This window comes from Mesorhizobium sp. M0854, assembly GCF_040319815.1.
In the GTDB taxonomy this organism is placed as follows: Bacteria; Pseudomonadota; Alphaproteobacteria; order Rhizobiales; family Rhizobiaceae; genus Mesorhizobium.
This window is the reverse complement of the sequence record NZ_JAMYOL010000010.1, coordinates 78,377-101,323: the sequence shown is the minus strand read 5'-3', so window position 1 is coordinate 101,323 and position 22,947 is coordinate 78,377. Positions and strand designations below refer to the sequence as shown.

The window sequence follows — 22,947 nt, the reverse complement described above, 5'->3', positions numbered from 1 at the left end:
GATCACGGATGAAAACGCATCGTCACGAAAATTGCATTTTTTTCCTACCAAAGGCCGTATTTCGGGATTAACCATTTCATGATGGACGTTCGGGACTCGACCGATACCGCTGGATGCATGCCAGTGCTGGTTGCGCGCCCGCCTGTATTCGCCGAGCCTGATGAATTTGCCAAGCCGGATCAGTTTGCCAAACATGGGCGGCTGCTGGCAGGCCGCTCCTTGCGCATCTCGGCTCTCCTTCTGCTCGCCTTTATGGCGCTGTTTGTCGCCGGCTTCGGCTGGTTCGCCAATACCGTCAGCCGCCTGACTACGCCCGCCAATCCGGCAAGGGCCGACGCTATCATCGTGCTGACCGGCGGCCAATCGCGCCTCGACGCTGCGATGGGCCTGCTTGCCTTAGGCAAGGGCGAGCGGCTGCTGATCAGCGGCGTCCATCCCTCCGCCAGCCGCCGCCAGCTTCAGGCCGCGACCGGCGGCGACAAGAGGCTGTTTTCCTGCTGCGTCGACATCGACCGCGCCGCGCTCGACACGATCGGCAATGCCGAGGAAAGTGCCAAATGGGTCGAGGACCATGCCTACGGCACCGTCATTCTCGTCACCAACAATTATCACATGCCGCGCAGCCTGCTGGAAATGGGCCGGCTGCTGCACGGCGCCAGGCTCGAACCCTATCCGGTGGTCAACACCAACCTCGAGAATGGCGGCTGGCTGACCAAGCCAGAAGCGCTGCGCGTGCTGTTCACCGAATATAACAAATACCTGCTGGCGCTGGCGCGCGGCATCATGCCGGTGAAGCAATCGCCCAACGGCGTCACGCTGGCCGACGCCGCGGGCGGAAACTGAACGGCACCGGCACTTTTATTCCCTAGCTCTTATTCCCTGGCTGCAGCATCTGATCGCAAGCGTGCGATCTCCTGTTCGAGCCGTTCGATGCGCTTGTCGCGTTCGCCCAGCGCCGCCGCCACGTCGGCCGCTTCGAAACGCTGCGGGATGTGCTGCGAGCAATTTGAATCCCAAGCCGAAACCGTAAACAGGATAACCTGCTCGGGTCGCGCCTTATAGTCTTGCGGCATCAGCTTTGCCGTCAGCTCGGCATCGCCCTCGACGACGCGCGCCCTGCCCCAGATCTTGATGCGCTGCCGGTGCGCATAATCGATCAGGAATAGGAAAGCCTGTGGGTTGTCGCTGAGGTTGCCCTGGGTGATGAACTGCCTGTTGCCGGAAAAATCGGCAAAGCCGATCGTCCGTTCGTCGAGCACCGTGAGGAAACCGGCAGGCCCGCCGCGATGCTGGATGTAAGGCTGCCCGTCCGCATTGGCGGTCGACAGAAAGACGCTGGTCTGCGCCTCGATGAAGGCGGCGAGATCGGGCGTGATTGCCGCCTGCCAGCCGCCACGCTCCTCGACACGGGCATAGGCCTGGCGCGAGCCCTTGCGCGCCTGAATCGCCTTCACCGTCGGGGTGAAAGCAACATCGCTGGTGTGAGCGTTCATGGAAGCCTCCTCAAGCGCCAAGCTGCGCTGTATTGCTAGTCAGGAAATAGGTCCTTCCATCTTCGAGATGCAGATGCCATATCTGCAATCTATCCTTCCGTTTTTCGGGAGGGCAAATTTTCGGGAGAGCTATGGATCGCCTCCAGTCCATGTCGCTTTTCGTTGCCGCGGCGGAGACAGGCAGCCTCTCGGCTGCCGGGCGCCGCTTCGGCATTCCGCTGACGACGGTCAGCCGCAAGGTTTCGGACCTGGAAAAGCACCTGAAGACACGGCTGTTGAACCGCTCGGCGCGGCAGCTGTCGCTGACCGATGCAGGCCACGCCTATCTCGCCGCCTGTCGTCGCATTCTCGATGAGGTCGGCGAGGCCGAGCGAATAGCCGCCGGCGAATACAGCGCCCCGACCGGCGAACTGATCGTCACTGCGCCGATCGTCTTCGGCCGCCTGCATGTGCTGCCGGTCGTCACCGGCTTCCTCTCCGTCTATCCTGAGGTAGGTGTGCGGCTGACACTCGCCGACCGGATAACCCAGTTGGTCGAAGAGCACATCGACCTCGCCATCCGCATCGGCGAGCTTGCCGATTCGAACCTGATCGCCACCCGCCTGGGTTCAATCCGCCGCGTCGCTTGCGCGAGCCCAGCCTATCTCGCCGAGCACGGCACACCGAAAACGCCGCAGGAGCTTGCAGCACACAGTGCCATCACCTTCGAAGGGCTCACCGCCGCAGCCTGGAGCTTCGCCACCGGCAAGACCGAATTCAGCGTGCCGATCCGCTCCAGGTTACGGGTCAACACGGCTGAGGCAGCGATCGATGCGGCGATTGCCGGCGTCGGCGTGACGAGGCTGCTTTCCTATCAGATTGCCGCCGCAGTCCGGTCGGGTACGCTGCGCCCGGTGCTGCAAGAGTTTGAGCCAGACCCATGGCCGGTGAGCCTCGTCCATGCCGGCCAGGGGCTACTGCCGGTGAAGCTGCGCGCATTCCTCGACTTCGCCGCCCCGCGCCTGAGACAGCGCCTGCTGCAGGCCGCGTGGGAAACGTGACGAAGACGGCCCTCGCAAGGCCGGGCCGATCGCCCGCCTCGCAGCGTTTCCTTTTTGCCGGCGCTTGGTGTAACGAACGCACACCTCCTCACCGGGCACTTGTTGTATGCTGTATTTCCGCTCGCTGGCGTTCAATCTCGCCTTTTACCTCAATCTGATCGTCCAGATGATCCTCTGGACCCCGTATTATTTCCTGTCGCCGCGCCATCGCGCCTGGTTCGTGCCGAAATTCTGGTCGCGCACCAGCATGTGGCTCTACGACAAGATCGCCGGCACCAGAAGTGAGATCACTGGCCAGGAAAACCTGCCTGACGGCTCCTTCATCCTGGCGCCGAAGCACCAGTCCTTCTGGGACACGATCGCTTTCCTGCCTTATCTCGACGATCCCGTTTACATATTGAAACGGGAGCTGACGTGGATCCCGTTCTTCGGCTGGTACATTTTGAAGATGCGGATGATTCCTGTCGACCGCGGCAGCCGCTCGAAGGCATTGAAAATGGTGATCGCCGCGACCAAACAGGAATTGGCGCGCAATCCGCGCCAGCTGATCATCTACCCCGAGGGCACCCGCCGGGCGCCGGGCGACGAACCGGTCTACAAATATGGCATCGTCGAACTTTATGCCCAGCTTGGCATTCCGGTGGTGCCGGTCGCCCACGTCGCCGGTCTCTATTGGCCGCGCCGCAAATTCCTGCGCTATCCCGGCACGATCAAGGCGCGCTTCCTGCCGCCGATCCCGCCCGGCCTCGGCAAGGACGAATTCATGCAACGGCTGATCGGCGAGACGGAAGCCGCCTGCGACCAGCTTCTCGTCGAGGCGGCACAGACGCCGAACCCGCCGCCGATGCCGCCGACGGCAATGAAACGGCTTGGTGAGCTCGATGCGAAACCTGAATTGAAAGGCTGAGACACCCGCCGCGCATGCCGGAAAGGCTCACGGCAAGGCAGCCAGGGCGGCTGTTGCAACCAGCGTCACGGCAAACACCAGATTGATGATCCGCGACGCCAGCGGTTTGCGCAGCAAATGTGCAAAAGCCGCGCCGGCGAGAAGCCACAAGAGATGAATGGCAGCAATCATCAAGGCGAGGACCGCCAGCTTGGCTGAAATAGCAAGACCGCCGGCGCCAGGAGACGCGCCGGCGAACACGGCGGCAATCGCCACATAGGCTTTCGGATTGGCAACGGCCAGAAGGAACCCGCCCAGGAAAGTGGGAGGTGCCGCCCCACCAATGCGTGCCGCCAGCGGCGGCGCCGTCGCTATCTTGAACGCCAGATAGAGGATGTAGGCTGCTGACGCGACCGCCAACAGCGCTGCGAGCTTCGGCAGCGCGGTGAGAACGGCCATGATGCCCGTCGCCACCACCAAAAGCACGAGAACCGTCCCGACAACGATTCCCGAGGCATAGCGCACCGAACCGCGCAGGCCGAACGCGGCGCCGATCGCGGTGACGCTTATCGTCGCCGGCCCCGGGCTGCCCATGACGATGGCCGACACCAACACAAGCGCCAGCAATCGCTGCCATAGCTGCTGATCGAGAAGACCCTGTCCGGCCATGCGGCGCTGCATCCTGTGACGAGGCAGGGACGGTAGGGCAAGGCAGCGGCGCCGGTCTTGAACGATCGTGCGCGGCTACGCGCTGGCCTTGTCGAGCTCGGCGATATCGTCCGGGCTGAGCTGCAACGACGCGGCACGCACCAGGCTGTCGAGCTGATCGAGCGTCGTCGCGCTGGCAATCGGAGCGGTGACGCCGGGCCGTGCCATGACCCAGGCAAGCGCCACTTCCGCTGGCTTGGCCGAATGTCTGGCCGACACCGCGTCGAGCGCTGAGAGAATGCGCATGCCGCGGGTGTTGAGATAGCCTTTCACACCGCCACCGCGCGGACTTTTGCCGAGGTCGGCCTCGCTGCGGAACTTGCCGCTCAGAAACCCCTTGGCGAGGCTGAAATAGGTGATGACGCCGATGTCCTCGGCCGCGCAGAGATCGCGCAGCGGACCATCGAAGGACGAGCGGTCGTAGAGGTTGTATTCCGGCTGCAGCACCTCGTAGCGCGGCAGGCCGCGCAGGCTTGCTACGTCAAGTGCGGCCCGCAACTGGGCGGCGTCGAGGTTGGAAGCGCCGGCATAACGGATTTTGCCCTTGTCGAGCAGTTTCTGGTAAGCGCCGAGCGTTTCCTCATAAGGGGTCGCCAGGTCGGGCCAGTGCGACAGATAGAGATCGACGCTATCGACCTGCAGCCTCTTCAGCGAAGCATCGATGGCCTTTTCGATATAGGCGGCGGACAGGTCCCTCTTGCCCTGTCCCATATCCGAACCGACCTTGGTGATGACGACAACCTTGTCGCGGTTACCACGGCTCTTCATCCATCGGCCGATGATGGTTTCGGATTCGCCGCCTTGGTGGCCGGCAATCCAGCGCGAATAGGAATCGGCCGTGTCGATGGCGTTGAAACCGGCGTCGACAAAGCGGTCGAGCAAGTCGAACGAGGTTTTCTCATCGGCGGTCCAGCCGAACACATTGCCGCCCATAACCAATGGCGCGATGGATAGGTCGGTGCGACCGAGACGACGTTTCTGCAAGGCTGATCTCCATGGTGATTCATGCTGGGGCGGATGGGAGCCGCCGATCGGGCTAACCTATGTCGCGCCGTGGCGACGTCAAACGCATAGCCTCTTTTCCAGTCCGCCGGCGCTTCACAAAGCCGCGACCCGCCGCGCCGTGTCCGGCCCCAAGGCGCTGGTCCCGGGCATCCAAACCAGCAGCCTCTGAAGAAACGATCTGGCAAGTTTGGCACATAGATTGTCAAATCTGCCAATTCAGACCTTTGCCGGCCGGCCATAGGTTCCGCCGCGCCGACGCAAGTCTCGGCACGGCCTGGCCGGGGCTCAGACTGTTGGCCTCGGATCGTTTGTTATGGAGACCGGCATGAAAGCAATTGTATTTGACGCCATCGGTTCGCCGCGCGACGTGCTCTATGTGGATGACCTGCCGATGCCACGGATCAGCGACGGCGAGGTGCTGGTCAGGATGGTCTCGGCCTCGATCAATCCGGGCGACTTCCTGTTTATCCAGAACCTCTATCCCGAACCGAAGAAGCCGCATTTTCCCCGGCAGATCGCCGGAAACCATGGCGCCGGCATCGTCGAAGCCGTTGGCGCGAACGTCGGGTTGGAACCGGGGATGCTTGTCGCGTTCAGCTATTATGGCAGCTGGGCCGAGTACGCCGCCATTCCCGCCGAATGGCTGATCCCGTTGCCTGCCGGCTATCCTGTCGAACGCGCCGGGCAGATGGTGAACCCCATTACCGCGTGGGATCTGCTGGTGGATTCCCGTGTGCGGCCTGGCCAATGGCTGGCTGTCACGGCCGGCTATTCGTCAATTTCGACAATGGTGATGCAGTTCGCCCAACGACGCGGCATCAACGTCATCGCTCTTGTGCGGCGCTCGCACCAAAGCTTCGATCTGAAGACGCTTGGCGCCGCCGCCACTCTTGACCTTTCGGAGTTGAAGACAAGTATCCGGGAAGCCGTGATGGATATCACCGGCGGCGCCGGATTGAACGGGATTATCGACAATGTCGGCGGACCTGTCAGCGGCGAATTGATCCGCACCCTGGCGCTCGGCGGGCAGATGGTGATCAATGGCGGAATGAGTGCCGAGCGCTTCGAACTGCACAATTTCGATGTCTTGCTGAGCGGCGTCGAAATCAGGGCGAATATCTATCGCTACTTCTTTTCGCCGCCTGCCGAAGCCGACCGGCCTGTCCTATGCGAGATTATCGACACCTTCGGCCAGCCCGGCTTCCACGTTCCTGTCGGCGGTCTCCACCCGCTGACCGAGTTCAAGCTTGCCGTGGCAAACAGTCTGGATCGCGCCGATCTTGGTAAACAGATTTTCAGGATGTAGCCCGCGTCACGGCACCGAAGCTACGTCGCGATCCGTCTCGTCACGTCTTCCAGCCAGTGGTCGCTTATACCCAGTGCTTCGAGGTGCTCCAGCGTGCTGAGCACGTAATCCTCATTCCTCCCCGATTGGCCGACGGCGCCGCGAACGACGGCCGCCGCCTCGGCCGGGTCGAGCGCACCGGCATATTGCTCATGGCTGCGGTCCACGACATAGGCGACGGCGTCGACCGTCTTGCCCCCATCCGTTTCACCCTTGTCGAGGCGAACGCTGAGCACACGTTCGAGATAGACGTTGGTGACCAGCTCGCGTTCGCGCAGATAGGTAATGACCTCGTTGCGCAGCTCGCCTGGAACCCGGAACGCCAGCCCGATGCAGGAGCCTCCGCGGTCGAGGCCGAGCACCAGGCCCGGCCGTTCGCGCGTGCCGCGATGCACGAAAGAATAGACGCAGAGCGAACGGCGGTAGCCATGCAGGCGGGCGCGCCGCGTCTCGACATGTGCGAATCCCGGTCGCCAGATCAGTGAGCCGTAGCCAAAAACCCAAAAATCGCCCATATCGCCAAGCCTGATTGTGACGACCACCTCACCGGTGGTGTTTCAGTCCGTCTACCTGTTGGTGGCGCAAGCGACAGCCCGCCCGTGCCACCCCGCGTTAACGAAAGCCGCAGCATGACGTCAAGTGACGAGCGCCCGCCGCCCAGCCAACGTCGCCGCCTGTTGTGGCTTGCCGCTTTCATCCTCGTGCTGTTCGGCATCTACAGCGCCGGCTGGTTCTACCTGGCGGACCTGGTCGAGAGCGCCACCAAAAAGGCGGTCGCCGATCTCGACGACAAAGGCATCAAGGCCGACTGCGCCAATCTCGCGGTCAGCGGCTATCCCTTCAGCTTCACCGTTTCCTGCGACAGCCTGGCTTACGAGGACGACAGCCGCAACGTCGCGGCATCGACAGGCAAGATCAACGCCGCCACGCAGATCACCCGGCTTCTGTCGCCTGCCGCCGAGCTCAGGGGGCCGCTCAGGACCTCTGTTCCCGGCATGACCCCGCTCTGGATCGACTGGGATGATCTGCGGGCCGACATGAAGCTGTCCTGGCCGCTGCCGAGGCGCCTCTCGCTGCAGGCAGAAGGCCTGTCCGGCCAGACCGATCCGGCAGACGACACCGATCCCGTCTCGCTGTTCAGCGCCGGAACCGCCACCGGACAATTGCGCCCAAACGGCCCGGACATCGACTATGCCGGCAATTTTACCGATCTTGAAATCGACGCGGCGGCCATCGGCGGGCGCGTCTTGCCGCCGCTCGACGGCAGCGGCGACGTGACGCTGAAGAACGGCCTGACACTGATCAAGGCAAATCCGACGAGCCTGCGCGGCCAGGCGGCCGAAATCCACGAGCTCGATCTGTCGTCCGGAACTGCGCGCATCACCGTTTCCGGACCGCTGTCGGTCGATGACGACGGTCTCATAAATGCCGACCTGACAATCAGGCTCAATGATCCAAAGGCCGTGGCGGCAATCCTCGCCACCGCCATCCCCGAGCAGAAGAAAGAGATCCAGACCGGCTTTGCCGGACTGGCGCTGCTCGGCAACCAGCCGTCGATGCCGCTGAAGATCGTCAGGGGCAAGGCCTCGCTCGGCTTCATCCCGCTCGGCAAGATCAAGCCGCTCGACTAGAGTAATTCCAGCAAAAGTGTGAAACGGTTTTCCGTCCGGAATTGCGCAAAACAAAGAGATAGAGCCGTTCGGCGTTTCTGTGAAACGATGAACCGCTCTAAGCCAGGCTGGCCTGCGATCGGCCTGCCGCGGCTTATCCCTTCGGCGGGTGTTCGACTGCCTGGCGGCCGAAATCCGGTACGTCGATATCCTGGCCGGCCTCGATGATCGAGCGGCGGACGGCGCGGGTGCGGGTGAACAGGTCGAACAGTTTTTCGCCGTCGCCCCAGCGGATCGCCCGCTGCAGCGAGGACAGATCCTCGGAAAACCGCGCCAGCATTTCGAGAATGGCGTCCTTGTTGTGCAGGCAGACGTCGCGCCACATGGTCGGGTCGGACGCCGCGAGACGGGTGAAGTCGCGAAAGCCGGAAGCCGAGTATTTGATGACCTCGGACTTGGTCACCGACTCCAGATCGTCGGCGGTACCGACGATGTTGTAAGCGATGATATGCGGCAGGTGCGAAACGATGGCCAGCGTCATGTCGTGATGCTGCGGGTCCATCGTGTCGATGTTAGAGCCGCAGCGGCGCCAGAATTCCGAGAGCTTTTCCAGTGCTGCGGGATCGGTACCGGACAGAGGCGTGAAAATGCACCAGCGGTTCTCGAACAGTTCGGCAAAACCGGCGTCCGGTCCCGATTTTTCGGTGCCGGCCAAAGGATGGCCGGGGATGAAGTGCACGCCATCAGGCACATGCGGCTGCATCTGCGCGATCACCGATGCCTTGGTCGAGCCGACATCGGTGAGGATGGCGCCCTTCTTCAGTGCCGGCGCGATCTCCGCGGCGACCGTGCCTGAAGAGCCGACCGGCACCGAAACGATAACCAGATCAGCATCGCGAACCGCCTCTTTCGCATCCGTCGCATAGGTGTCGCCAAGGCCGAGTTGGCTCGCCCGTGCCAGCGTCGCTTCGCTGCGCGTCGAAATCGCGATTTGGCCGGCGAGCCCCTCGCGGCGGATGACGCGGGCCAGCGACGAGCCGATCAGGCCGATGCCGACCAGCGCGATTTTTTCGAACATCGGTGATGTCATGGTGTTCTAGCTTTTCAGGAATGTCGCGAGTGCTGCGACAACGCCGCGATTGGCCTCTTCGGTGCCGATGCTCATGCGCAGCGCGTTGGGAAAACCGTACCCGGAAACGCGCCGCAATATGTAGCCGCGCGCACTGAGGTAGTCGTCGGCGGCCGCCGCCGAATGCTTTTTGTCCTCGGGAAAGTGGATGAGGATGAAATTGCCGACGCTCGGCGTCACCCGCAGCCCGAGCCCGCTTAATTGCTCGCTCAGCCAGGCCAGCCAGGTCTCGTTGTGCGCGACGCTGCGTTCGATATGGGCGCGGTCGTGGATCGCCGCGATGCCGGCCTCGATTGCCGTTGCATTGACGTTGAAAGGCCCGCGCACGCGGTTGATCGCGTCGATGACGTGCATTGGCGCATACATCCAGCCGATCCGCGCCCCGCCCAGGCCCAATTTGGAGAAAGTGCGGGTCATGACCACGTTTTCCGCGCTGCCCACCAACTCGACGCCGGCTTCATAATCGTTGCGCCGGACATATTCGGCGTAAGCTGCATCCAGCACCAGAAGCACGTTTCGCGGCAGGCCGGCATGCAGGCGGCGCACCTCCTGGAACGGCACGTAGGTGCCGGTTGGATTGTTTGGATTGGCAAGGAAGATGATCCGGGTAGCCGGCGTCACCGCGGCGAGGATCGCATCGATGTCGGCGCGTTCATCGGTCTCCTTGACCGTTACCGGGACGGCACCGGCCGACTGTATGTAGATCTTGTAGACCATGAAGCCGTGTTCGGTGATGATGGCTTCGTCGCCGGGTGCGAGGTAGGTCTGCGCCAGCAGGCCCAGAATCTCGTCGGAGCCGTTGGAGCAGACGATGTTCGCCGAGTTGAGCCCGTGCACCTCGGCGATCGCTTCCCTCAGGCGCCTGGCGCTGCCGTCGGGATAGACCGCGAGCTTGTCGGCGACCGCGCGCGCGGCCTCTATCGCCTTTGGCGAAGGGCCGAGCGGGTTCTCGTTCGCCGACAATTTATGGACCTTGGCGACACCTTCAGGCGCCGCGCTCTTGCCGGGCACATAGGCTTCGATGTCCATGATGCCGGCGCGGGGCTTTGGACGTGTCTGATCCGGTGTCTGGCTCATTTCATGAAATCCGTCGAGAGTGCCTCCGTCCGGAAGCCGCAGCGGAAATACAAGCCGTGGCCCGGAATGTCGAGGGGCGGCAATTCGGGATCAAGAACTTGCCGTTGACGAAGCCATGCGTCGGTCCTAGAAGAGCAGCAACAGTTCCGTGGTGATTTGGCCGGTCGGCTTGCAGCCACGTTAAACAACTTGCTAAAGGGCCGTTTGCATCTTGTAACCGGCTCTGCGAAGGCATGGCCGGTTTTTTGTTGCCCTGACTGGCTGTTGCCCGGACCGGTGGACAACTGAAGGCCGGGCAAGGAGATGTGATGGTCGCTTTGCGCGCTCGAAAAACCAACAACGAGGCCGACCAGCCGTCGAGCCCGGTGTTGCGTTTCGGCGCCGACAAGCCGCTCAAGCTCGACGCCGGCACGCTGCTGTCGCCGTTCCAGATCGCCTACCAGACCTATGGCACGCTCAACGACGCGCGCTCCAACGCCATCCTCGTCTGCCATGCGCTGACCGGCGACCAGCACGTCGCCAACACCAATCCGGTGACCGGCAAGCCGGGCTGGTGGGAAGTGCTGATCGGTCCCGGCAAGATCATCGATACCGACCGTTTCTTCGTCATCTCGTCAAACGTCATCGGCGGCTGTCTCGGCTCCACCGGCCCCGCCTCGACCAATCCCGCCACCGCCAAGCCCTACGGGCTCGACCTGCCGATCATCACCATCCGCGACATGGTGCGGGCGCAGCTGATGCTGGTCGAGCATTTCGGCATCGAACAGCTGTTCAGCGTGCTTGGCGGCTCGATGGGCGGCATGCAGGTGCTGCAATGGGCCTCCAGCTATCCGGAGCGCGTCTTCTCGGCGCTGCCGATCGCCACCGGTGCCCGCCATTCCTCGCAGAACATCGCTTTCCACGAGGTCGGCAGGCAGGCAGTGATGGCCGACCCGGACTGGCATGGCGGCAAATATTTCGAGCATGGCAAGCGGCCGGAAAAGGGGCTGGCGGTGGCGCGCATGGCCGCCCACATCACCTATCTGTCGGAAGCAGCGCTGCACCGCAAGTTCGGCCGCAACCTGCAGGACCGCGAAGCGCTTACCTTCGGTTTCGATGCCGACTTCCAGATCGAGAGCTATCTGCGCCATCAGGGCATGACCTTCGTCGATCGCTTCGATGCCAACTCCTATCTCTACATGACCCGGGCGATGGACTATTTCGATCTCGCCGCCGACCATGGCGGCCGGTTGGCCGATGCCTTCGCCGGCACCAAGACGCGCTTCTGCCTGGTTTCGTTCACCAGCGACTGGCTGTTCCCGACCGAAGAGAGCCGCTCGGTCGTGCACGCGCTGAACGCGGCCGGCGCTTCGGTCTCGTTCGTCGAGATCGAAACCGACCGCGGCCACGACGCATTTCTGCTCGACGAGCCCGAACTGTTCGCCGCCATCAAGGGCTTCATCGCCTCGGCCGCGCGGGCGAGAAGGCTCGGCGCATGACCCCGAAAAGTTGCAGACTTTTCGGATCAGGATCATGTGCCGAGCAAGAGCCGAAGGCATGAGCGTCAACCGCGCCCAGCGCGTCGACCTCGAAGTCGTCGCCGATCTCATCCCGCCGCAGTCGCGGGTGCTGGACGTCGGTTCCGGCGACGGCCTGCTGCTCGAATTGCTACAGGAGACCAAGAAGGTCGATGGCCGCGGGCTGGAACTGTCACAGCGCGGCGTCAACGAATGCGTGGCGCGCGGCCTGTCGGTTATTCAAGGCGATGCCGACAAGGATCTCCAATTCTATCCCGACAAGGGTTTCGACTTCGTCGTTCTGTCGCAGACCTTGCAGGCGACCCGCAATCCGAAGCTGGTGCTCGACGAACTGCTCCGGATCGGCAACCGCGCCATCGTCTCATTCCCGAATTTCGGCCACTGGCGGGTGCGCCTTTCGCTGCTCTTCAACGGCCGCATGCCGGTGACCAAGGACCTGCCCTATTCCTGGTACGACACGCCCAACATCCATTTCTGCACCATTCGCGACTTCGTCAATCTGTGCGACGAGCTTGGCGCGACGGTGGAAAAGGCAACCGCGCTCGACGCCAACGGCCAGCGGATCGGCTTCTCCATGCCTTGGTGGTTCTGGAACTTTTTCGGCCAGCAAGCGATATTCCTGCTGAAACGATAGGTTTGACAGGCAGAAGCAACGAACCTCAGACCTGCGCAAGAAACCATATTTTCAATTTTCAATCCAATGAAGTTGCCCGGCATTCTTTGTTGCTTTAACAGGTCTCAAACGGGTTGGTTTGGGGGAAGCAATGAAGACGTTAGTATTAGCAACAGCTTTGATGTCGGCCACTTTGATTTCCGGATGCACGACGTCGAAGACCGATTTCCAGAATGGACAAGTCGCGTTGAGCGGCAGCCCGGCGCTGAAACGGCAGGCGATCCAGCGGTGCATGACCAAATTCAAGATGCGGTTCGGCAAGGTTGAAAGGGCAAACCTCGCCGCGCTCATGAACGTCCCGGATGCCGGATTGGAACACACGTTCTGCACGCGATTGATGAACGGCTTCGCGAACGGGAGGATCAACTACTCGGATTACCTGGCTGCATTGTCGCATGGCGACATGTCCAACGCGATCAAGGTGCTGCAGGGGCGGTGAAGCTGCCGATGCAGACGCGATCCAAATTCGGTGCCGCCAGATAGATGGCGGCACCATAGACGCCGGTTGTACCCGATCATTCCCTCTATTCAAGCACGTCCGTGGCCTTGTGCGGGTGCTGGACGCCATCAACGAAGACCACGTCGGACCGGGAATTGCCGGTACGCAGCGGCAATATCTCCTGATAGGCGGGCGAGTCGTACCATGCACGTGCCTGCTGCCGGTTGGGAAACTCGATGACTATGAGATAGCCCGGCCAGGTGTTTTCAGCGACTTCCACCTCGCCTCCGTGCACCACGAAGCGGCCGCCAAACGGTTCCAGCGTGGCATCGATCTTGTGCAGGTACTCGACGATCTGCGGCCCCGGCGTGACCTGGCGCATATGGGCGACGGCGTAGGCGGTCATGGCGTATCTCCTTGTGGTCGAAGGCCGGACAACCGGCTTGATGGGAGCATTTTGCCGAGACGTAGTGCGCTGGTCGATTACCCCAGAGGTAATGACACTGAATACAAAAACCGACGCGCGGCTGCTGTCACCTGAAAGATATTTCCGCCTGGCACCGATGATTTCCACCCGCCTGCGCTGTCCTTATCGATGAGCGCGCCTGGATGGTCCGGCGGCCGGGAACGAGAGGTGATCCATGGGATCGTTGCAAAATCAGAATGTCGTCGTCGTCGGAGGCAGCCGTGGTGTCGGCCGCTCCATCGCGGAGGCCGCTCTCAAGGAGAAAGCGACAGTGCTGGCCGTCGCCCGCGGAAAACAGGCCCTGGCGCAATTTGCCTGGGAGGTCTCGGGCGTGAAGACGCTCGCGGCCGATGCTACGATGGACTCCGCCCCGGATAAGGTCTTCGCCGCGCTTGAGCCGGACGTACTGGTGATCTGCGCAGGTGCGCTGGCGCCTTCTGCGCCGGTGCATGAACAGAACTGGAAGGCGTTCTCGGCAAATTGGGACACGGACGTCAAGGCGTCGTTCCTGTTTTGCCGGGCCGCTCTGCGGCGTCCGCTCAAGCCGGGGACCCGGATCGTTCTGATCTCCAGCGGCGCGGCCTTGTCCGGCGGACCACCGAACGCCGGCGGCTATGCTGGCGCAAAACGCATGCAGATGTTCCTGGCCGGTCATAGCCAGAAGGAGGCCGACCGGCTTGGCCTCGGCCTGCGCTTCATGGCGCTCGCGCCGATGCGCATCATGCCGGAAACCGGCGTGGGCAAAGCCGGCGTCGACAGCATAGCGGCCTATATGGGCATCCAGCCGGCGGACTTCATCGCCGCCATGACCGACATGCAAACGCCGGCCGATGTCGGACGGGCGGTGGTCGCACTCGCCACCGGCCAGCCGCAAGGCAGTTCCTTCATGGTGAGCGGTAGCGGGCTTGCCCCGGCCGCCTGAGGGGCGCGTAATGCAACGCTCGCTCGTAACCGCAGAAGCCACATGACAAACGGTCAACCACCTCTGCAACCATCACGCCAGCCGATCCTCGATCGGCTGGCCTTCGAGAAGGTCACGGCCGCGCATCGCCGCGAGCTCAAGCTGCATTGTTATCGCATGATGGGTTCGCTGCACGAGGCCGACGACCTCGTCCAGGACACGTTGCTTCGCGCCTGGCGCGCAAGATCGGAGTTCGACGGGCGAGGTTCGGTTCGCGGTTGGCTCTACATGATCGCGACCAACGCTTGCCTCAACGCCATCAAGGCGAGGTCGAGGGCGCGTCGCATTCTCCGGGAACCCGGACGGCAGCCCTCGCACGGGGCGGCCATAGGCGGGCCGGTAGCCGACATCGCCTGGCTGGAGCCCTACCCCGACGCCGAGCTTCCAGACGTTGCCGGCAGCGAGCCAGGTCCGGAAGCCCGTTACGAGAGCCGCGAGGCCGTCCAGCTCGCCTTCGTCGCGGCGATCCAGGATCTGCCGCCCAGGCAGCGCGCCGCGCTGCTGCTTGCCGACGTCCTCGGATGGTCGGCTGTCGAGACGGCGCGTTTGCTGGGCGGATCGACGGCTTCGATCAACAGCGCGTTGCAGCGGGCCCGCGTAACGCTGGCGGCGCGCTATCCTCAGGGACGGCCGGCCAGCCGATCACGGCCCAGCCCCGAAGAAGGCCTGCTGCTCGAACGCTACATGCAGGCCTGGCAGGCCGCCAATCTCGACAGCTTGATCGAGCTGCTGCGTGAGGACGCCATCTATACCATGCCGCCTTGGCGTGAATGGTATCAAGGCCGCGAAGCGATCCGCGGTTTCTTCGAGACCGTCTGGCCTAAGTTTGGCGGCTTCCGCACGCTGGCCACCCGCGCCAATTCCCAGCCGGCGGTCGGGGTTTATTCCCGCAGCCACGACGGCCCTGAATGGCGGGCCCATTCCCTGCATGTGTTCGACGCAGCCGAGGGCGGGATCGCTTCCTTGACGATCTTCATAGGGCCGCTCGGGCCATCTCTGTTCCCGGCCTTCGGCCTGCCACCAGCCTAGCTTACCCCTGGGCCAGCCTTATCGGTCAAGTTCCGGGAAATATGGGTCCGAGAAAAACCTTCGGTCGCGCTCGCCTTGCAGGCAGTCGATCGGTGCGTCGATGCGGATCGTCCTCGGATCCACCTTGGGATACTCGGCGCTGCTGACCTCGAGGATCAGTTTGCGGCGAGTGGCGGTGGCGAATTCGGAAGCAGCATAGATCGGCAGCACGAACGAGCCCGGCCCGCCGGTAACGCATTCGGCATAATACCGGTCGAGATGGCTGAAGGTGGGTGACGGGCTGATCAGGATCGGCAGCCCGTTGATGACGATGCCCTTCGCCAGCGCCGCATCGCGTGCCGTTGTGACCGGCAAGCCGGTGTTGTTTGGGCCGTCCCCCGAGACGTCGATGACGCGGCGTTTGCCGGTGAAGGCCGTGCCGTTGAAAAGCTCGGCGCCGAAAGCCACAGCACCGGAAATCGAGGTGCCGCGAAAGCTCCTGAACGGGCGGGCCGCGATCTTGTCGGCGAAAGCGTTGGCGCTCTCCTTGCTGTCGACGACCTGCCAGGCAATGACCGCATCGTCGCGGATGGTGCCGGCCCATTCAAAATAGGCGATGGCGATGCGGCCGAAGGTGCCGGCGCGCACGGCGTTGATGAAGTCGGGGTGGCGCAGCGCCGCGACATAGCCGGCGCGCTGCAGAGCAAACTCCCTTTCATCCATCGACTGCGAGATGTCGACGGCCAGCACCAGCTCGACATCGACGGCAATTGCATTGGCCGGCGCGGCCGCAGGTGCCGCCGGGGTGCAGGCAAGGCAGGCGAGCAGGGCGAGAGCGTCAAGCATGGCCGATCGGAACGTTCCCATCTGAAACGATCGCGACAGTTTTTCGCCGCGATCGCGGCGAAATAAAGCTTGCCTTCTATTTCTTTCGGCCGGTCGAGGCGATCGCCGGGGGCGGTTCGATGGCACCTGCCCTGATACGGGCCGGCTTGAGTGGCGGTTGGCCGGCATCCTTGACGATGGTCAACGCCCGCCGGAAGAAGCGGCCATTGTGCTGGCCGCGGCCGATATTGAGGATCGCGGCGTCGGGAAGGCGCTTCTCCAGCATCGACAACACTTGTCTCAGCGTTGGGCCGTCGAACGCGTCCAGCGCCTCGTCGATGATCACCCATTTCGGCCGTCGCAAAGCCAGCCTGGCAAAGGCCAGCAGACGTTGCTCGTCGTCGCTGAGCTCACGCTCCCAGCGCGCCGAGCGATCGAGCGAGGACGACAGGCGTTGCAGCCCGACATCGGCCAGCACCTCCGAGATCTCGGCATCGCTCGCCTCCGCCGCGCCGTCTGAATGGTTGAGCACCTCGCGCAGCTTGCCGAGCGGGAAATAGGGGGTACGCGGAACAAAGATCGGCGCTTCTCCGGCCGGCATGCCGATCCGTCCGCTGCCCCATGGCCACAGACCGGCAATGGCCCGGAAGAACAGCGTCTTGCCGGCGCCCGGATCTCCGGTAATCATGACCCGGTCGCCGGCGCGGATTTCGACATGCGCCTCGGCAAGCTTGGTGCATCCCTCCGGCGAGGCGACCTCGAGTTTCTCGAAGCTCAGGCTGCCGTCCGGGTTTTCGCCGAACGAAATGCGCCTTTCCGTATGGTGCAGCGCGTCGGTGTCGGCAAGCGCGATGCGGAAGTCGGCGACCCGCATCAGCGTAGCGCGCCAATCGGCGATGCCGCCGATATTGTTGATGAACCAGCGCAGCGAGGAATGAACCTGGTTGAAAGCGCCGACTGCCATCATCAAGCCGCCAAAGCTGATATCGCCGGCGAAATAGACCGGTGAGGCGACCAGGATCGGCGCGACGACAGTGATCCAGCCATAGGTGTCGGTAACCCAGGAAAGATTGATCTGGGCGCTGTAGATGCGCCGCATGGCGCCCAGCACCATGCCGAGGTCGAATTCGAGCCGGCGCCTGGCATCGGACTCGCCATGCGCGAGCGCGATGGCATCGACATTCTCGTTGACGCGAACCACCGAGGAGCGCAGCTCCGCTTCACGCGTATAGCGATCGTTGTTGAAGCGGATCAACGGTCGCCCGACCAGCCAGCTCAACCAGGAGGCGGTGCCCGCATAAAGGATCGCCGCCCAGACCATATAGCCGGGTATGGCCAGCGAATGGCCGCCTATGTGGAAGACGAAGCCGGAAGACAGCGACCACAGGACCCCAACGAACGAGGCAAGCAGGATGCAGGACTGCAGCAGGCCGATGCCAAGACCGGTGGAAAGATCGGAGAGATGCCCGGCATCCTGCTGCAGGCGCTGGTCGGGATTGACGCCGATGGCGCCGGCATGGGTCAGCCGGAAGGCACGCGCCGGCCGCATCCATTCGTTGATCAGGTCGAGCGTCAGCGCCTCGCGCAGCTTCAGGCGGAGCATCTGGTCGAGCCAGGTCTGGCCGACATTGAGCACCACAAGCCCGCCGGCGATGCCGGCAAAGACCAGAAGCTGATGCAGGAAAGCCGGCATGTCGCGCCGCGCAAGCGCGTCGTAGAAAGGCTGGTTCCAGCGATTGAGCAGAACCTGCCCGATCGAGCTCGCCACGATGACGGCGACGATGCCGATCGCTGCCCAAAGCAATTGTTTTCGCACTGGCGAGCTGGTCAGTGCCAATTTGATTGTTGCCAGCTGCTCACGCAGGCTGCTGGCTTCGATCGACGTGGCAAGCTTCTGGGCGCTGGCCTCGACATCCGGAAGATCAGCCATGAGTGGATCCTTGCATTCGAAAGCGATGCTGAAACCCGGTCATAGAATCGACCGCGTATGCCTTCAATCGGGCAGCCAACCCGTCCGCGGCAGACAATGCATGTCGCGCAAAAGTGTGCAGCGGTTTTGCGATAACGACATGCATGAAACAACAACCTAAAGCGCGTCGTACGAGGCCGGTCTAATGCGACGCGCTTTTGGTGAGAAAAAGCCTGCGTCGGATCACGAACGCGTCATCCTGGCGGTGTCGGACGTTTGGCCCGCGACAGCCCGGCCAAGCGTCGGCGCGCCATGCGGCGAGAGAACCGGCACGAAGACGCGGCGGGACGCGCGCTGGGCAACCGGCACGCCTTGATAGAGCCGCTTCTGCGCCTCGACGACGATAACCCCGGAAAAGATCGGCCAGAAGCGCCGGCCGGCGCGTTCCAGCACATTATGGAACTGCATCATGAAACGTCGCGGCGACGGCGGGAAGAACAGCGCATCGGACCACGCCGCCGGCGTGAAATTCGCTTCGCGCAGCAATTCGGTCAGCTGGCCGCGCGAGAACGGCCGGCCATTGCCGAAAGGCGTATGCTCGAAGCGTGCCCAGACGCCGCGCCGGTTCGGCACGACGATGACGACACGGCCGGCCGGCGACAGCACCCGCCAGATCTCGTTCAGCGTCTCGCGTGGGTTCTCGACATGTTCGAGCGAATGGACGAGCAGCATGCGGTCGATGCAGGAATCGACCAGCGGCAGTTCCTCGTCGAAGACCAGGGCGGTCGCCGTCGGCCCGGTCGCCGGCCAGACCACCGCGCCCTGCGTTGCCGGCATGAAGGCAAAGACGCGCTCGGCATCGCTGCCGAAGCGCTCCAGCCACGGCAAGGTGTAGCCGAGGCCGACCAGCCGCTCGTTGGGCACGACGGCCCATATCGAGGACAGCGCCATGGTGATCGAGCGTTCGGCCAGGCGGCCGAGCGTGGTCGAATAAAACGAACGGAGATCGACAATGTCTGAATGCATGCGCGGAACGGTAGCTTCGAAGCAGTCCAAGTTCAACAAAGGCAGATGACATCGGCTGGCAGGCGCCCTATGTCTGCGGCAATAAAGGGAGAGATGCGATGCCGGTTGAGATCGAACAATTCATGTGCCGCAGCGACAATTTCGGCGTGCTGGTGCATGACCCGAAAAGCGGTCAGACGGCGCTCATCGATGCGCCCGAGGAGGCGCCCATCCTGGCGGCGATCAAGCGCACCGGCTGGACCCCGACGATGATCCTGACCACTCACCACCATCTCGACCACGTCGAGGCCAATCTGGCGCTGAAGGAGCGCTTCGAGCTGCGCATTGTCGGGCCGGAAGCCGAAAAGGCAAAGATTCCCGGCATCGACGAAACTGTCGAGCAAGGCTCGGTCGTCCATCTCGGCGACGAGCGGATCGAGGTCATCGCCACACCCGGCCATACCGCCGGCCATGTCACCTATCATCTGCCGGCGTCGAAAGTGGCTTTCGCCGCCGACACGCTGTTTGCGCTCGGCTGTGGGCGGCTGCTCGAATGCAAGCCGCCGGTGATGTACGAATCCCTGAAGAAGCTCGCGGCGCTGCCGGCCGAGACGGTTATCTATTGCGGCCATGAGTATACGCTGGCCAATGCCCGTTTCGCGCTCACCGTCGACCCGACCAATTCGGCGCTGAAAGAGCGCGCCGCCAAGGTCGAGGCGCTGCGCGCCGACGGCAAACCGACGCTGCCGACGACGATCGGCGAGGAACTGTCGACCAATCCGTTCCTGCGCTGGCACGATCCGGCGATCCGCAGGCATCTCGGCCTGGAGAAGGCCTCGGATGCCGAAGTGTTCGCCGAGATCCGCAAGCGCAAGGACAATTTCTGAGCGGCGCCAGGAGCTAGGGTCATGACCAGTTCCGCCGAAATCATCGCCCTGCTCGGCCTGAAGCCGCATCCGGAAGGCGGCTGGTATGCCGAGACCTTTCGCGACGGCGCGGAAGGCGCCCGCGGCCATTCGACGGCGATCTATTTCCTCCTGGAGAAGGACCAATTGTCGGCCTGGCACCGGGTCAGGGACGCGGCGGAGGTCTGGCACTTCTATGACGGCGCGCCGCTGGCGCTGTCGATACACCGAGAAGGCGGTCCCGTCATCGAGGAGATCCTCGGTACGGCACTTGCCGCGGGCGAGCGGCCGCAGATCGTCGTGCCGGCAGGCTGGTGGCAGTCGGCGCGCAGCCTCGGCGAATGGTCCCTGGTCGGCTGCACCGTGGCGCCGGGTTTCGATTTCGCCGCCTTCGAACTCGCCGAACCAGGCTGGCTGCCGGGCACGCCCTAGGCACCTTAGCCCAACAGGAAACCCAGCGTGACCGCCAACTGGCCGACGTAATACAGCACCCAGACTGCATGGCGCACCCAAATGCGGTGCGGCGAGATGGCGGGCAGCAGGAACTTTTCCGCAGCGAGCAGCCCGTCGGACAGCATGAGCAGGACGACGCCGACGACGACCCAGACGCTGTTCAGGGTGAGCGCCGCAATGCCCATGGCAAGCAGTGCCGCGGCATGGATGCCAATCGGCAAACGCAAGGCCGGGCCGATGCGGCGCCAGAGCGCGAAAACCATCGCCAGCGCCAACACGGCCATCGCCAGGGCGATAATTCCTCGCCACGGTTCGGCCGAGAGCAGCCCGAGGCCGCTGCCGGCGCGCAGGAACAGCACGACGTAAAGCACATGCGCGGCAAGAAAACTGGCCGTGCCGCCAAGAAATGCCTTCTCGCCGTCGCGCGACAGGAAGGCGTCGCCGATGGCACTGGCGCCCAGCGCGGCGACGAGCAGCCATGGGCCGCCCTGCTGCGCGACCAGCACCGCCAGCATCGCCACCGCCAATGTCCTTGCCGCCGACCGCGAAAGGCGCGGCGGCATGCCGAGGCTGAACGCGTAAATCACCGCCGCCGCCAGCGAAAACAGCAGCGTCGCATTGGCATTGGCATCGATGCCGCCGGAAAACGGCATCAAGCGTTTGCCTCGCTCGTAGCCCTCTTGCGCAGCAACAGCGATTTCGCCGCCAGTGCCGCGCCGCCGGTGATCAGCACGCAGGCGGCGAGGATGCGCCATGACGGCTCGGCGAAGCCGGCGGCGATCAGCACCAGGGTGGACAGCAGCGGCGCGGCATAGCTCGCCGCCCCCAGCACCTGGATGTTGCCGCGCTTGACGCCGATGTCCCAGGCATAGAACGCCGCCCCCACCGGCATCAGACCGAGGCCGAGCACGGCCAGCCACTGGCCGGCGCCGGCGGGCAGCACCGTCTGTTCAAGCAACAGATGGCAGATGAGCGAAAGGGCCGCGGTGGCGGCGCAGAACCAGGTGACGATGCTGGTCGGCACCGACGGGAAGCGTCGCGACAACAGCGAATAGGACGACCACAGCACCGCGCAGACGCCGGCCATCGCGTAGCCGAAGGCATAACGCGCGTCGAAGGCAAGCCCGCCGCCCTTGGTGACGATCAGGACCGTGCCGGCAAGGCCGAGCAGCGCGCCGGCGACGTGGTTCCAGGCCAGCCGCTCGCCCGGCATCAGCGCCGACCCCAGCACGATCAGCAGCGGCCACAGATAGGCGATCAGGCTGGCCTCGACGGCCGGCGCATTGCGCAGCGCGGTGAAATAGAAGAAGTGGTAGCCGAACAGGCCGGCAATGCCGATCGCCCAAACCTGGCGCGGTATCTTCGCGGCGCCATCGGCTGCCGGCATGAACAGCCGGGCAACCAGCCCGACGCAAGTGCCGATCGTAAAGGTGATTGCCGAAAGCAGGAACGGCGGCACGGCGCCCGAAGCATCCGTAAGCAGCGCCAGCAGCGCCCACATGGCGACCGCGGAGAAGCCGATCAGTGTTGCGCGCGCCATACCGGTCGCCCCCTGCCCATCGTTGGCGGCGCACCGTCACGCCTATTCGTTTGCTTCGAACCGCTCCGCGCTGATCGTCAACGGGCCGATTTGCGTGCTGACCGTGGCGCGGATCGGCGCATATACGCCGCTTTGGCCGACCGGTGCAAACGTCACCATGATGCGGCTACGTTTCTTCAGGTAGTTCAGCGCCTTGCGGTTCTTGCGATAACCGGCCACCGGCTCGAAGCCCAGCCTGCAGGTGACCGTATCGCCCTTGTAGCCGGCCACCGAGATCGACCCTTTGGACTCGTAGGTCAGTTTCAGATCGGCACGCATTTCGCCGTCATAGAGCTTCACCGTGCGCCCGCAGACCTGGTCGAGGCTGTCGGCATGGATGACGGTGGCGGCCATCGGATCGAGGACCGATACGAGATGGCTGCCGGCCAGCGGTATCCAATTCTCGGGATTGCGCTTCTTCGGCTCAGGCACGACCTTGGTCGAGGTGACGACGCCGTTGGCAAACTGGATGTCGATCATCGATGCCTTCTTGCCGGACGTGTAGTCGGCGTGGAACGCTTGCGGCTGCAACTGCTTGCCCGAAATCTTGCCCTTCGACGAGATCGTGCCCCGCGTATCGTCGAACAAAGTGGCGAGCCCGGCGGCGGAAACGCTGCCCTCGATCGAATAGGTGTCGCCCTCGTAATGGCTGGAGAATTTCGCCTTGGCCACGGAGAGGCCGAGGAACGACACCGAATACTCGCCCGTGAAGGATTGCGGCTCAGCGGCCGAAGCCGTTGTCGGCGGCGCGACGGCCAACAGCACGACCAGGGCATGGAGGAAAGAACGAGGCATGGGCGGGTCCTTGATTGTCGACCGGAGACGGGCAGCTCCGATCTGGCATGTCCCTGTGCGACCGCTTATAGGCTGAATTCCGGCCTTAATGTGAAGGCGGCGTCGGCAGGGACGCTGGG

The 22,947-nt window shown here is 63.4% G+C and carries 26 protein-coding genes and 1 riboswitch; of the genes, 12 read left to right on the top strand and 14 right to left on the bottom strand.

The features are described 5' to 3' along the window. Nucleotides 1-252: 252 nt before the first annotated feature. On the top strand, nucleotides 253-843 hold the full coding sequence (locus tag NKH99_RS17615) for a YdcF family protein (RefSeq protein WP_502898855.1): 591 nt from the start codon (nucleotides 253-255) through the stop codon (nucleotides 841-843). Nucleotides 844-872: 29 nt separating this feature from the next. On the opposite strand, the gene NKH99_RS17610 is transcribed toward NKH99_RS17615, so the two are convergent. Then, nucleotides 873-1,493, bottom strand: coding sequence for a pyridoxamine 5'-phosphate oxidase family protein (locus tag NKH99_RS17610; RefSeq protein WP_352540196.1), 621 nt, complete (start codon nucleotides 1,491-1,493; stop codon nucleotides 873-875). Between the two features lie 131 nt (nucleotides 1,494-1,624). On the opposite strand from NKH99_RS17610, the gene NKH99_RS17605 reads away from it, so the two are divergent. After that, nucleotides 1,625-2,533 carry a LysR family transcriptional regulator gene (locus NKH99_RS17605; RefSeq protein ID WP_352768090.1) on the top strand — a complete coding sequence of 303 codons (909 nt, stop codon included), beginning with the start codon at nucleotides 1,625-1,627 and terminating at the stop codon, nucleotides 2,531-2,533. Between the two features lie 106 nt (nucleotides 2,534-2,639). Next, the gene (locus NKH99_RS17600; protein ID WP_352616036.1) at nucleotides 2,640-3,440 is read left to right on the top strand and encodes a lysophospholipid acyltransferase family protein; all 801 of its coding nucleotides are present in this window, start codon (nucleotides 2,640-2,642) and stop codon (nucleotides 3,438-3,440) included. 27 nt (nucleotides 3,441-3,467) lie between these two features. Here NKH99_RS17600 and NKH99_RS17595 read toward each other — a convergent pair whose 3' ends face one another. After that, complete coding sequence (locus NKH99_RS17595; RefSeq protein ID WP_353014827.1) at nucleotides 3,468-4,100, bottom strand: LysE family translocator; 633 nt, start codon at nucleotides 4,098-4,100, stop codon at nucleotides 3,468-3,470. 63 nt (nucleotides 4,101-4,163) lie between these two features. Then, the gene (locus NKH99_RS17590) at nucleotides 4,164-5,111 is read right to left on the bottom strand and encodes an aldo/keto reductase (RefSeq protein ID WP_353014826.1); all 948 of its coding nucleotides are present in this window, start codon (nucleotides 5,109-5,111) and stop codon (nucleotides 4,164-4,166) included. 346 nt (nucleotides 5,112-5,457) lie between these two features. Between NKH99_RS17590 and NKH99_RS17585 the strand changes: the two genes are divergently transcribed. Beyond that, nucleotides 5,458-6,438 carry a quinone oxidoreductase family protein gene (locus NKH99_RS17585; protein WP_353014825.1) on the top strand — a complete coding sequence of 327 codons (981 nt, stop codon included), beginning with the start codon at nucleotides 5,458-5,460 and terminating at the stop codon, nucleotides 6,436-6,438. Nucleotides 6,439-6,458: 20 nt separating this feature from the next. On the opposite strand, the gene NKH99_RS17580 is transcribed toward NKH99_RS17585, so the two are convergent. Beyond that, on the bottom strand, nucleotides 6,459-6,992 hold the full coding sequence (locus NKH99_RS17580; RefSeq protein ID WP_352616048.1) for a gamma-glutamylcyclotransferase: 534 nt from the start codon (nucleotides 6,990-6,992) through the stop codon (nucleotides 6,459-6,461). A 114-nt stretch (nucleotides 6,993-7,106) separates the two neighbouring features. On the opposite strand from NKH99_RS17580, the gene NKH99_RS17575 reads away from it, so the two are divergent. Beyond that, nucleotides 7,107-8,108 carry a DUF2125 domain-containing protein gene (locus tag NKH99_RS17575; protein ID WP_352502688.1) on the top strand — a complete coding sequence of 334 codons (1,002 nt, stop codon included), beginning with the start codon at nucleotides 7,107-7,109 and terminating at the stop codon, nucleotides 8,106-8,108. Nucleotides 8,109-8,241: 133 nt separating this feature from the next. Here NKH99_RS17575 and NKH99_RS17570 read toward each other — a convergent pair whose 3' ends face one another. Both NKH99_RS17570 and hisC read right to left on the bottom strand, forming a co-directional pair. Continuing rightward, nucleotides 8,242-9,177 (bottom strand): prephenate/arogenate dehydrogenase family protein, encoded by a 936-nt coding sequence (locus tag NKH99_RS17570; protein ID WP_353014824.1) that lies wholly within the window; start codon nucleotides 9,175-9,177, stop codon nucleotides 8,242-8,244. A 6-nt stretch (nucleotides 9,178-9,183) separates the two neighbouring features. Beyond that, entirely contained in the window at nucleotides 9,184-10,293 is a 1,110-nt protein-coding gene (hisC, locus tag NKH99_RS17565; RefSeq protein WP_353014823.1) for a histidinol-phosphate transaminase, read from the bottom strand. Between the two features lie 138 nt (nucleotides 10,294-10,431). Continuing rightward, a riboswitch (SAM riboswitch) is annotated at nucleotides 10,432-10,509 on the top strand. A 92-nt stretch (nucleotides 10,510-10,601) separates the two neighbouring features. Here hisC and metX point away from each other — a divergent pair. Together metX and metW are read left to right on the top strand one after the other, a co-directional pair. Next, nucleotides 10,602-11,771: a homoserine O-acetyltransferase MetX gene (metX, locus tag NKH99_RS17560; protein ID WP_353014821.1), complete on the top strand. Its 1,170-nt coding sequence runs from the start codon at nucleotides 10,602-10,604 to the stop codon at nucleotides 11,769-11,771. Between the two features lie 58 nt (nucleotides 11,772-11,829). Further along, a complete protein-coding gene (gene metW / locus NKH99_RS17555; RefSeq protein WP_352540336.1) occupies nucleotides 11,830-12,444 on the top strand; it encodes a methionine biosynthesis protein MetW in 615 nt (204 codons plus the stop codon). 51 nt (nucleotides 12,445-12,495) lie between these two features. Here metW and NKH99_RS17550 read toward each other — a convergent pair whose 3' ends face one another. Then, complete coding sequence (locus NKH99_RS17550) at nucleotides 12,496-12,717, bottom strand: hypothetical protein (protein ID WP_352616055.1); 222 nt, start codon at nucleotides 12,715-12,717, stop codon at nucleotides 12,496-12,498. Here NKH99_RS17550 and NKH99_RS17545 point away from each other — a divergent pair. Continuing rightward, on the top strand, nucleotides 12,716-12,922 hold the full coding sequence (locus NKH99_RS17545) for a hypothetical protein (protein WP_352483502.1): 207 nt from the start codon (nucleotides 12,716-12,718) through the stop codon (nucleotides 12,920-12,922). The two genes, NKH99_RS17550 and NKH99_RS17545, sit on opposite strands and share 2 nt — an antisense overlap. An 85-nt stretch (nucleotides 12,923-13,007) precedes the next feature. Here NKH99_RS17545 and NKH99_RS17540 read toward each other — a convergent pair whose 3' ends face one another. After that, nucleotides 13,008-13,328 (bottom strand): DUF1330 domain-containing protein, encoded by a 321-nt coding sequence (locus NKH99_RS17540; RefSeq protein ID WP_353014819.1) that lies wholly within the window; start codon nucleotides 13,326-13,328, stop codon nucleotides 13,008-13,010. A 235-nt stretch (nucleotides 13,329-13,563) separates the two neighbouring features. Here NKH99_RS17540 and NKH99_RS17535 point away from each other — a divergent pair, with 235 nt between their 5' ends. Both NKH99_RS17535 and NKH99_RS17530 read left to right on the top strand, forming a co-directional pair. Then, on the top strand, nucleotides 13,564-14,310 hold the full coding sequence (locus tag NKH99_RS17535) for an SDR family NAD(P)-dependent oxidoreductase (protein WP_353014817.1): 747 nt from the start codon (nucleotides 13,564-13,566) through the stop codon (nucleotides 14,308-14,310). A 42-nt stretch (nucleotides 14,311-14,352) separates the two neighbouring features. Beyond that, nucleotides 14,353-15,378 (top strand): RNA polymerase subunit sigma-70, encoded by a 1,026-nt coding sequence (locus NKH99_RS17530; protein WP_353014815.1) that lies wholly within the window; start codon nucleotides 14,353-14,355, stop codon nucleotides 15,376-15,378. Nucleotides 15,379-15,396: 18 nt separating this feature from the next. On the opposite strand, the gene NKH99_RS17525 is transcribed toward NKH99_RS17530, so the two are convergent. From NKH99_RS17525 to NKH99_RS17515, 3 genes are all read right to left on the bottom strand, one after another. After that, the gene (locus NKH99_RS17525) at nucleotides 15,397-16,203 is read right to left on the bottom strand and encodes a DUF1194 domain-containing protein (protein WP_353014814.1); all 807 of its coding nucleotides are present in this window, start codon (nucleotides 16,201-16,203) and stop codon (nucleotides 15,397-15,399) included. A 76-nt stretch (nucleotides 16,204-16,279) separates the two neighbouring features. Further along, nucleotides 16,280-18,112, bottom strand: coding sequence for an ABC transporter ATP-binding protein/permease (locus tag NKH99_RS17520; protein WP_353014813.1), 1,833 nt, complete (start codon nucleotides 18,110-18,112; stop codon nucleotides 16,280-16,282). A 222-nt stretch (nucleotides 18,113-18,334) separates the two neighbouring features. Then, entirely contained in the window at nucleotides 18,335-19,117 is a 783-nt protein-coding gene (locus NKH99_RS17515; protein WP_352710063.1) for a class I SAM-dependent methyltransferase, read from the bottom strand. A gap of 98 nt (nucleotides 19,118-19,215) precedes the next feature. On the opposite strand from NKH99_RS17515, the gene gloB reads away from it, so the two are divergent. Further along, on the top strand, nucleotides 19,216-19,983 hold the full coding sequence (gene gloB, locus NKH99_RS17510) for a hydroxyacylglutathione hydrolase (RefSeq protein ID WP_353014812.1): 768 nt from the start codon (nucleotides 19,216-19,218) through the stop codon (nucleotides 19,981-19,983). Between the two features lie 21 nt (nucleotides 19,984-20,004). After that, nucleotides 20,005-20,433 carry a cupin domain-containing protein gene (locus tag NKH99_RS17505; protein ID WP_353014811.1) on the top strand — a complete coding sequence of 143 codons (429 nt, stop codon included), beginning with the start codon at nucleotides 20,005-20,007 and terminating at the stop codon, nucleotides 20,431-20,433. 5 nt (nucleotides 20,434-20,438) lie between these two features. Here NKH99_RS17505 and NKH99_RS17500 read toward each other — a convergent pair whose 3' ends face one another. The 3 genes from NKH99_RS17500 to NKH99_RS17490 are packed head-to-tail and all read right to left on the bottom strand — an operon-like array spanning nucleotide 20,439 to nucleotide 22,828. Further along, complete coding sequence (locus NKH99_RS17500; protein WP_352743744.1) at nucleotides 20,439-21,107, bottom strand: lysoplasmalogenase family protein; 669 nt, start codon at nucleotides 21,105-21,107, stop codon at nucleotides 20,439-20,441. Further along, on the bottom strand, nucleotides 21,107-21,994 hold the full coding sequence (yddG, locus tag NKH99_RS17495; RefSeq protein WP_353014810.1) for an aromatic amino acid exporter YddG: 888 nt from the start codon (nucleotides 21,992-21,994) through the stop codon (nucleotides 21,107-21,109). The genes NKH99_RS17500 and yddG overlap by 1 nt, the downstream gene beginning before the upstream one ends. A gap of 42 nt (nucleotides 21,995-22,036) precedes the next feature. Beyond that, the gene (locus tag NKH99_RS17490; protein WP_352831633.1) at nucleotides 22,037-22,828 is read right to left on the bottom strand and encodes a DUF3108 domain-containing protein; all 792 of its coding nucleotides are present in this window, start codon (nucleotides 22,826-22,828) and stop codon (nucleotides 22,037-22,039) included. Nucleotides 22,829-22,947 lie beyond the last annotated feature (119 nt).

Excerpts from the sequence above, each read along its gene's own strand:
- NKH99_RS17605 (WP_352768090.1), top strand. The coding sequence starts at position 1,625 with ATGGATCGCCTCCAGTCCATGTCGCTTTTCGTTGCCGCGGCGGAGACA.
- NKH99_RS17505 (WP_353014811.1), top strand. The coding sequence starts at position 20,005 with ATGACCAGTTCCGCCGAAATCATCGCCCTGCTCGGCCTGAAGCCGCAT.
- NKH99_RS17545 (WP_352483502.1), top strand. The coding sequence starts at position 12,716 with ATGACCAAATTCAAGATGCGGTTCGGCAAGGTTGAAAGGGCAAACCTC.
- NKH99_RS17595 (WP_353014827.1), bottom strand. The coding sequence starts at position 4,100 with ATGCAGCGCCGCATGGCCGGACAGGGTCTTCTCGATCAGCAGCTATGG.
- hisC (WP_353014823.1), bottom strand. The coding sequence starts at position 10,293 with ATGAGCCAGACACCGGATCAGACACGTCCAAAGCCCCGCGCCGGCATC.
- NKH99_RS17570 (WP_353014824.1), bottom strand. The coding sequence starts at position 9,177 with ATGACATCACCGATGTTCGAAAAAATCGCGCTGGTCGGCATCGGCCTG.
- NKH99_RS17615 (WP_502898855.1), top strand. The coding sequence starts at position 253 with ATGGCGCTGTTTGTCGCCGGCTTCGGCTGGTTCGCCAATACCGTCAGC.
- NKH99_RS17575 (WP_352502688.1), top strand. The coding sequence starts at position 7,107 with ATGACGTCAAGTGACGAGCGCCCGCCGCCCAGCCAACGTCGCCGCCTG.
- NKH99_RS17610 (WP_352540196.1), bottom strand. The coding sequence starts at position 1,493 with ATGAACGCTCACACCAGCGATGTTGCTTTCACCCCGACGGTGAAGGCG.
- metX (WP_353014821.1), top strand. The coding sequence starts at position 10,602 with ATGGTCGCTTTGCGCGCTCGAAAAACCAACAACGAGGCCGACCAGCCG.
- NKH99_RS17540 (WP_353014819.1), bottom strand. The coding sequence starts at position 13,328 with ATGACCGCCTACGCCGTCGCCCATATGCGCCAGGTCACGCCGGGGCCG.
- NKH99_RS17520 (WP_353014813.1), bottom strand. The coding sequence starts at position 18,112 with ATGGCTGATCTTCCGGATGTCGAGGCCAGCGCCCAGAAGCTTGCCACG.
- gloB (WP_353014812.1), top strand. The coding sequence starts at position 19,216 with ATGCCGGTTGAGATCGAACAATTCATGTGCCGCAGCGACAATTTCGGC.
- metW (WP_352540336.1), top strand. The coding sequence starts at position 11,830 with ATGAGCGTCAACCGCGCCCAGCGCGTCGACCTCGAAGTCGTCGCCGAT.
- NKH99_RS17585 (WP_353014825.1), top strand. The coding sequence starts at position 5,458 with ATGAAAGCAATTGTATTTGACGCCATCGGTTCGCCGCGCGACGTGCTC.
- yddG (WP_353014810.1), bottom strand. The coding sequence starts at position 21,994 with ATGGCGCGCGCAACACTGATCGGCTTCTCCGCGGTCGCCATGTGGGCG.
- NKH99_RS17515 (WP_352710063.1), bottom strand. The coding sequence starts at position 19,117 with ATGCATTCAGACATTGTCGATCTCCGTTCGTTTTATTCGACCACGCTC.
- NKH99_RS17550 (WP_352616055.1), bottom strand. The coding sequence starts at position 12,717 with ATGCACCGCTGGATCGCCTGCCGTTTCAGCGCCGGGCTGCCGCTCAAC.
- NKH99_RS17490 (WP_352831633.1), bottom strand. The coding sequence starts at position 22,828 with ATGCCTCGTTCTTTCCTCCATGCCCTGGTCGTGCTGTTGGCCGTCGCG.
- NKH99_RS17580 (WP_352616048.1), bottom strand. The coding sequence starts at position 6,992 with ATGGGCGATTTTTGGGTTTTTGGCTACGGCTCACTGATCTGGCGACCG.
- NKH99_RS17600 (WP_352616036.1), top strand. The coding sequence starts at position 2,640 with ATGCTGTATTTCCGCTCGCTGGCGTTCAATCTCGCCTTTTACCTCAAT.
- NKH99_RS17535 (WP_353014817.1), top strand. The coding sequence starts at position 13,564 with ATGGGATCGTTGCAAAATCAGAATGTCGTCGTCGTCGGAGGCAGCCGT.
- NKH99_RS17500 (WP_352743744.1), bottom strand. The coding sequence starts at position 21,107 with ATGCCGTTTTCCGGCGGCATCGATGCCAATGCCAATGCGACGCTGCTG.
- NKH99_RS17530 (WP_353014815.1), top strand. The coding sequence starts at position 14,353 with ATGACAAACGGTCAACCACCTCTGCAACCATCACGCCAGCCGATCCTC.
- NKH99_RS17525 (WP_353014814.1), bottom strand. The coding sequence starts at position 16,203 with ATGCTTGACGCTCTCGCCCTGCTCGCCTGCCTTGCCTGCACCCCGGCG.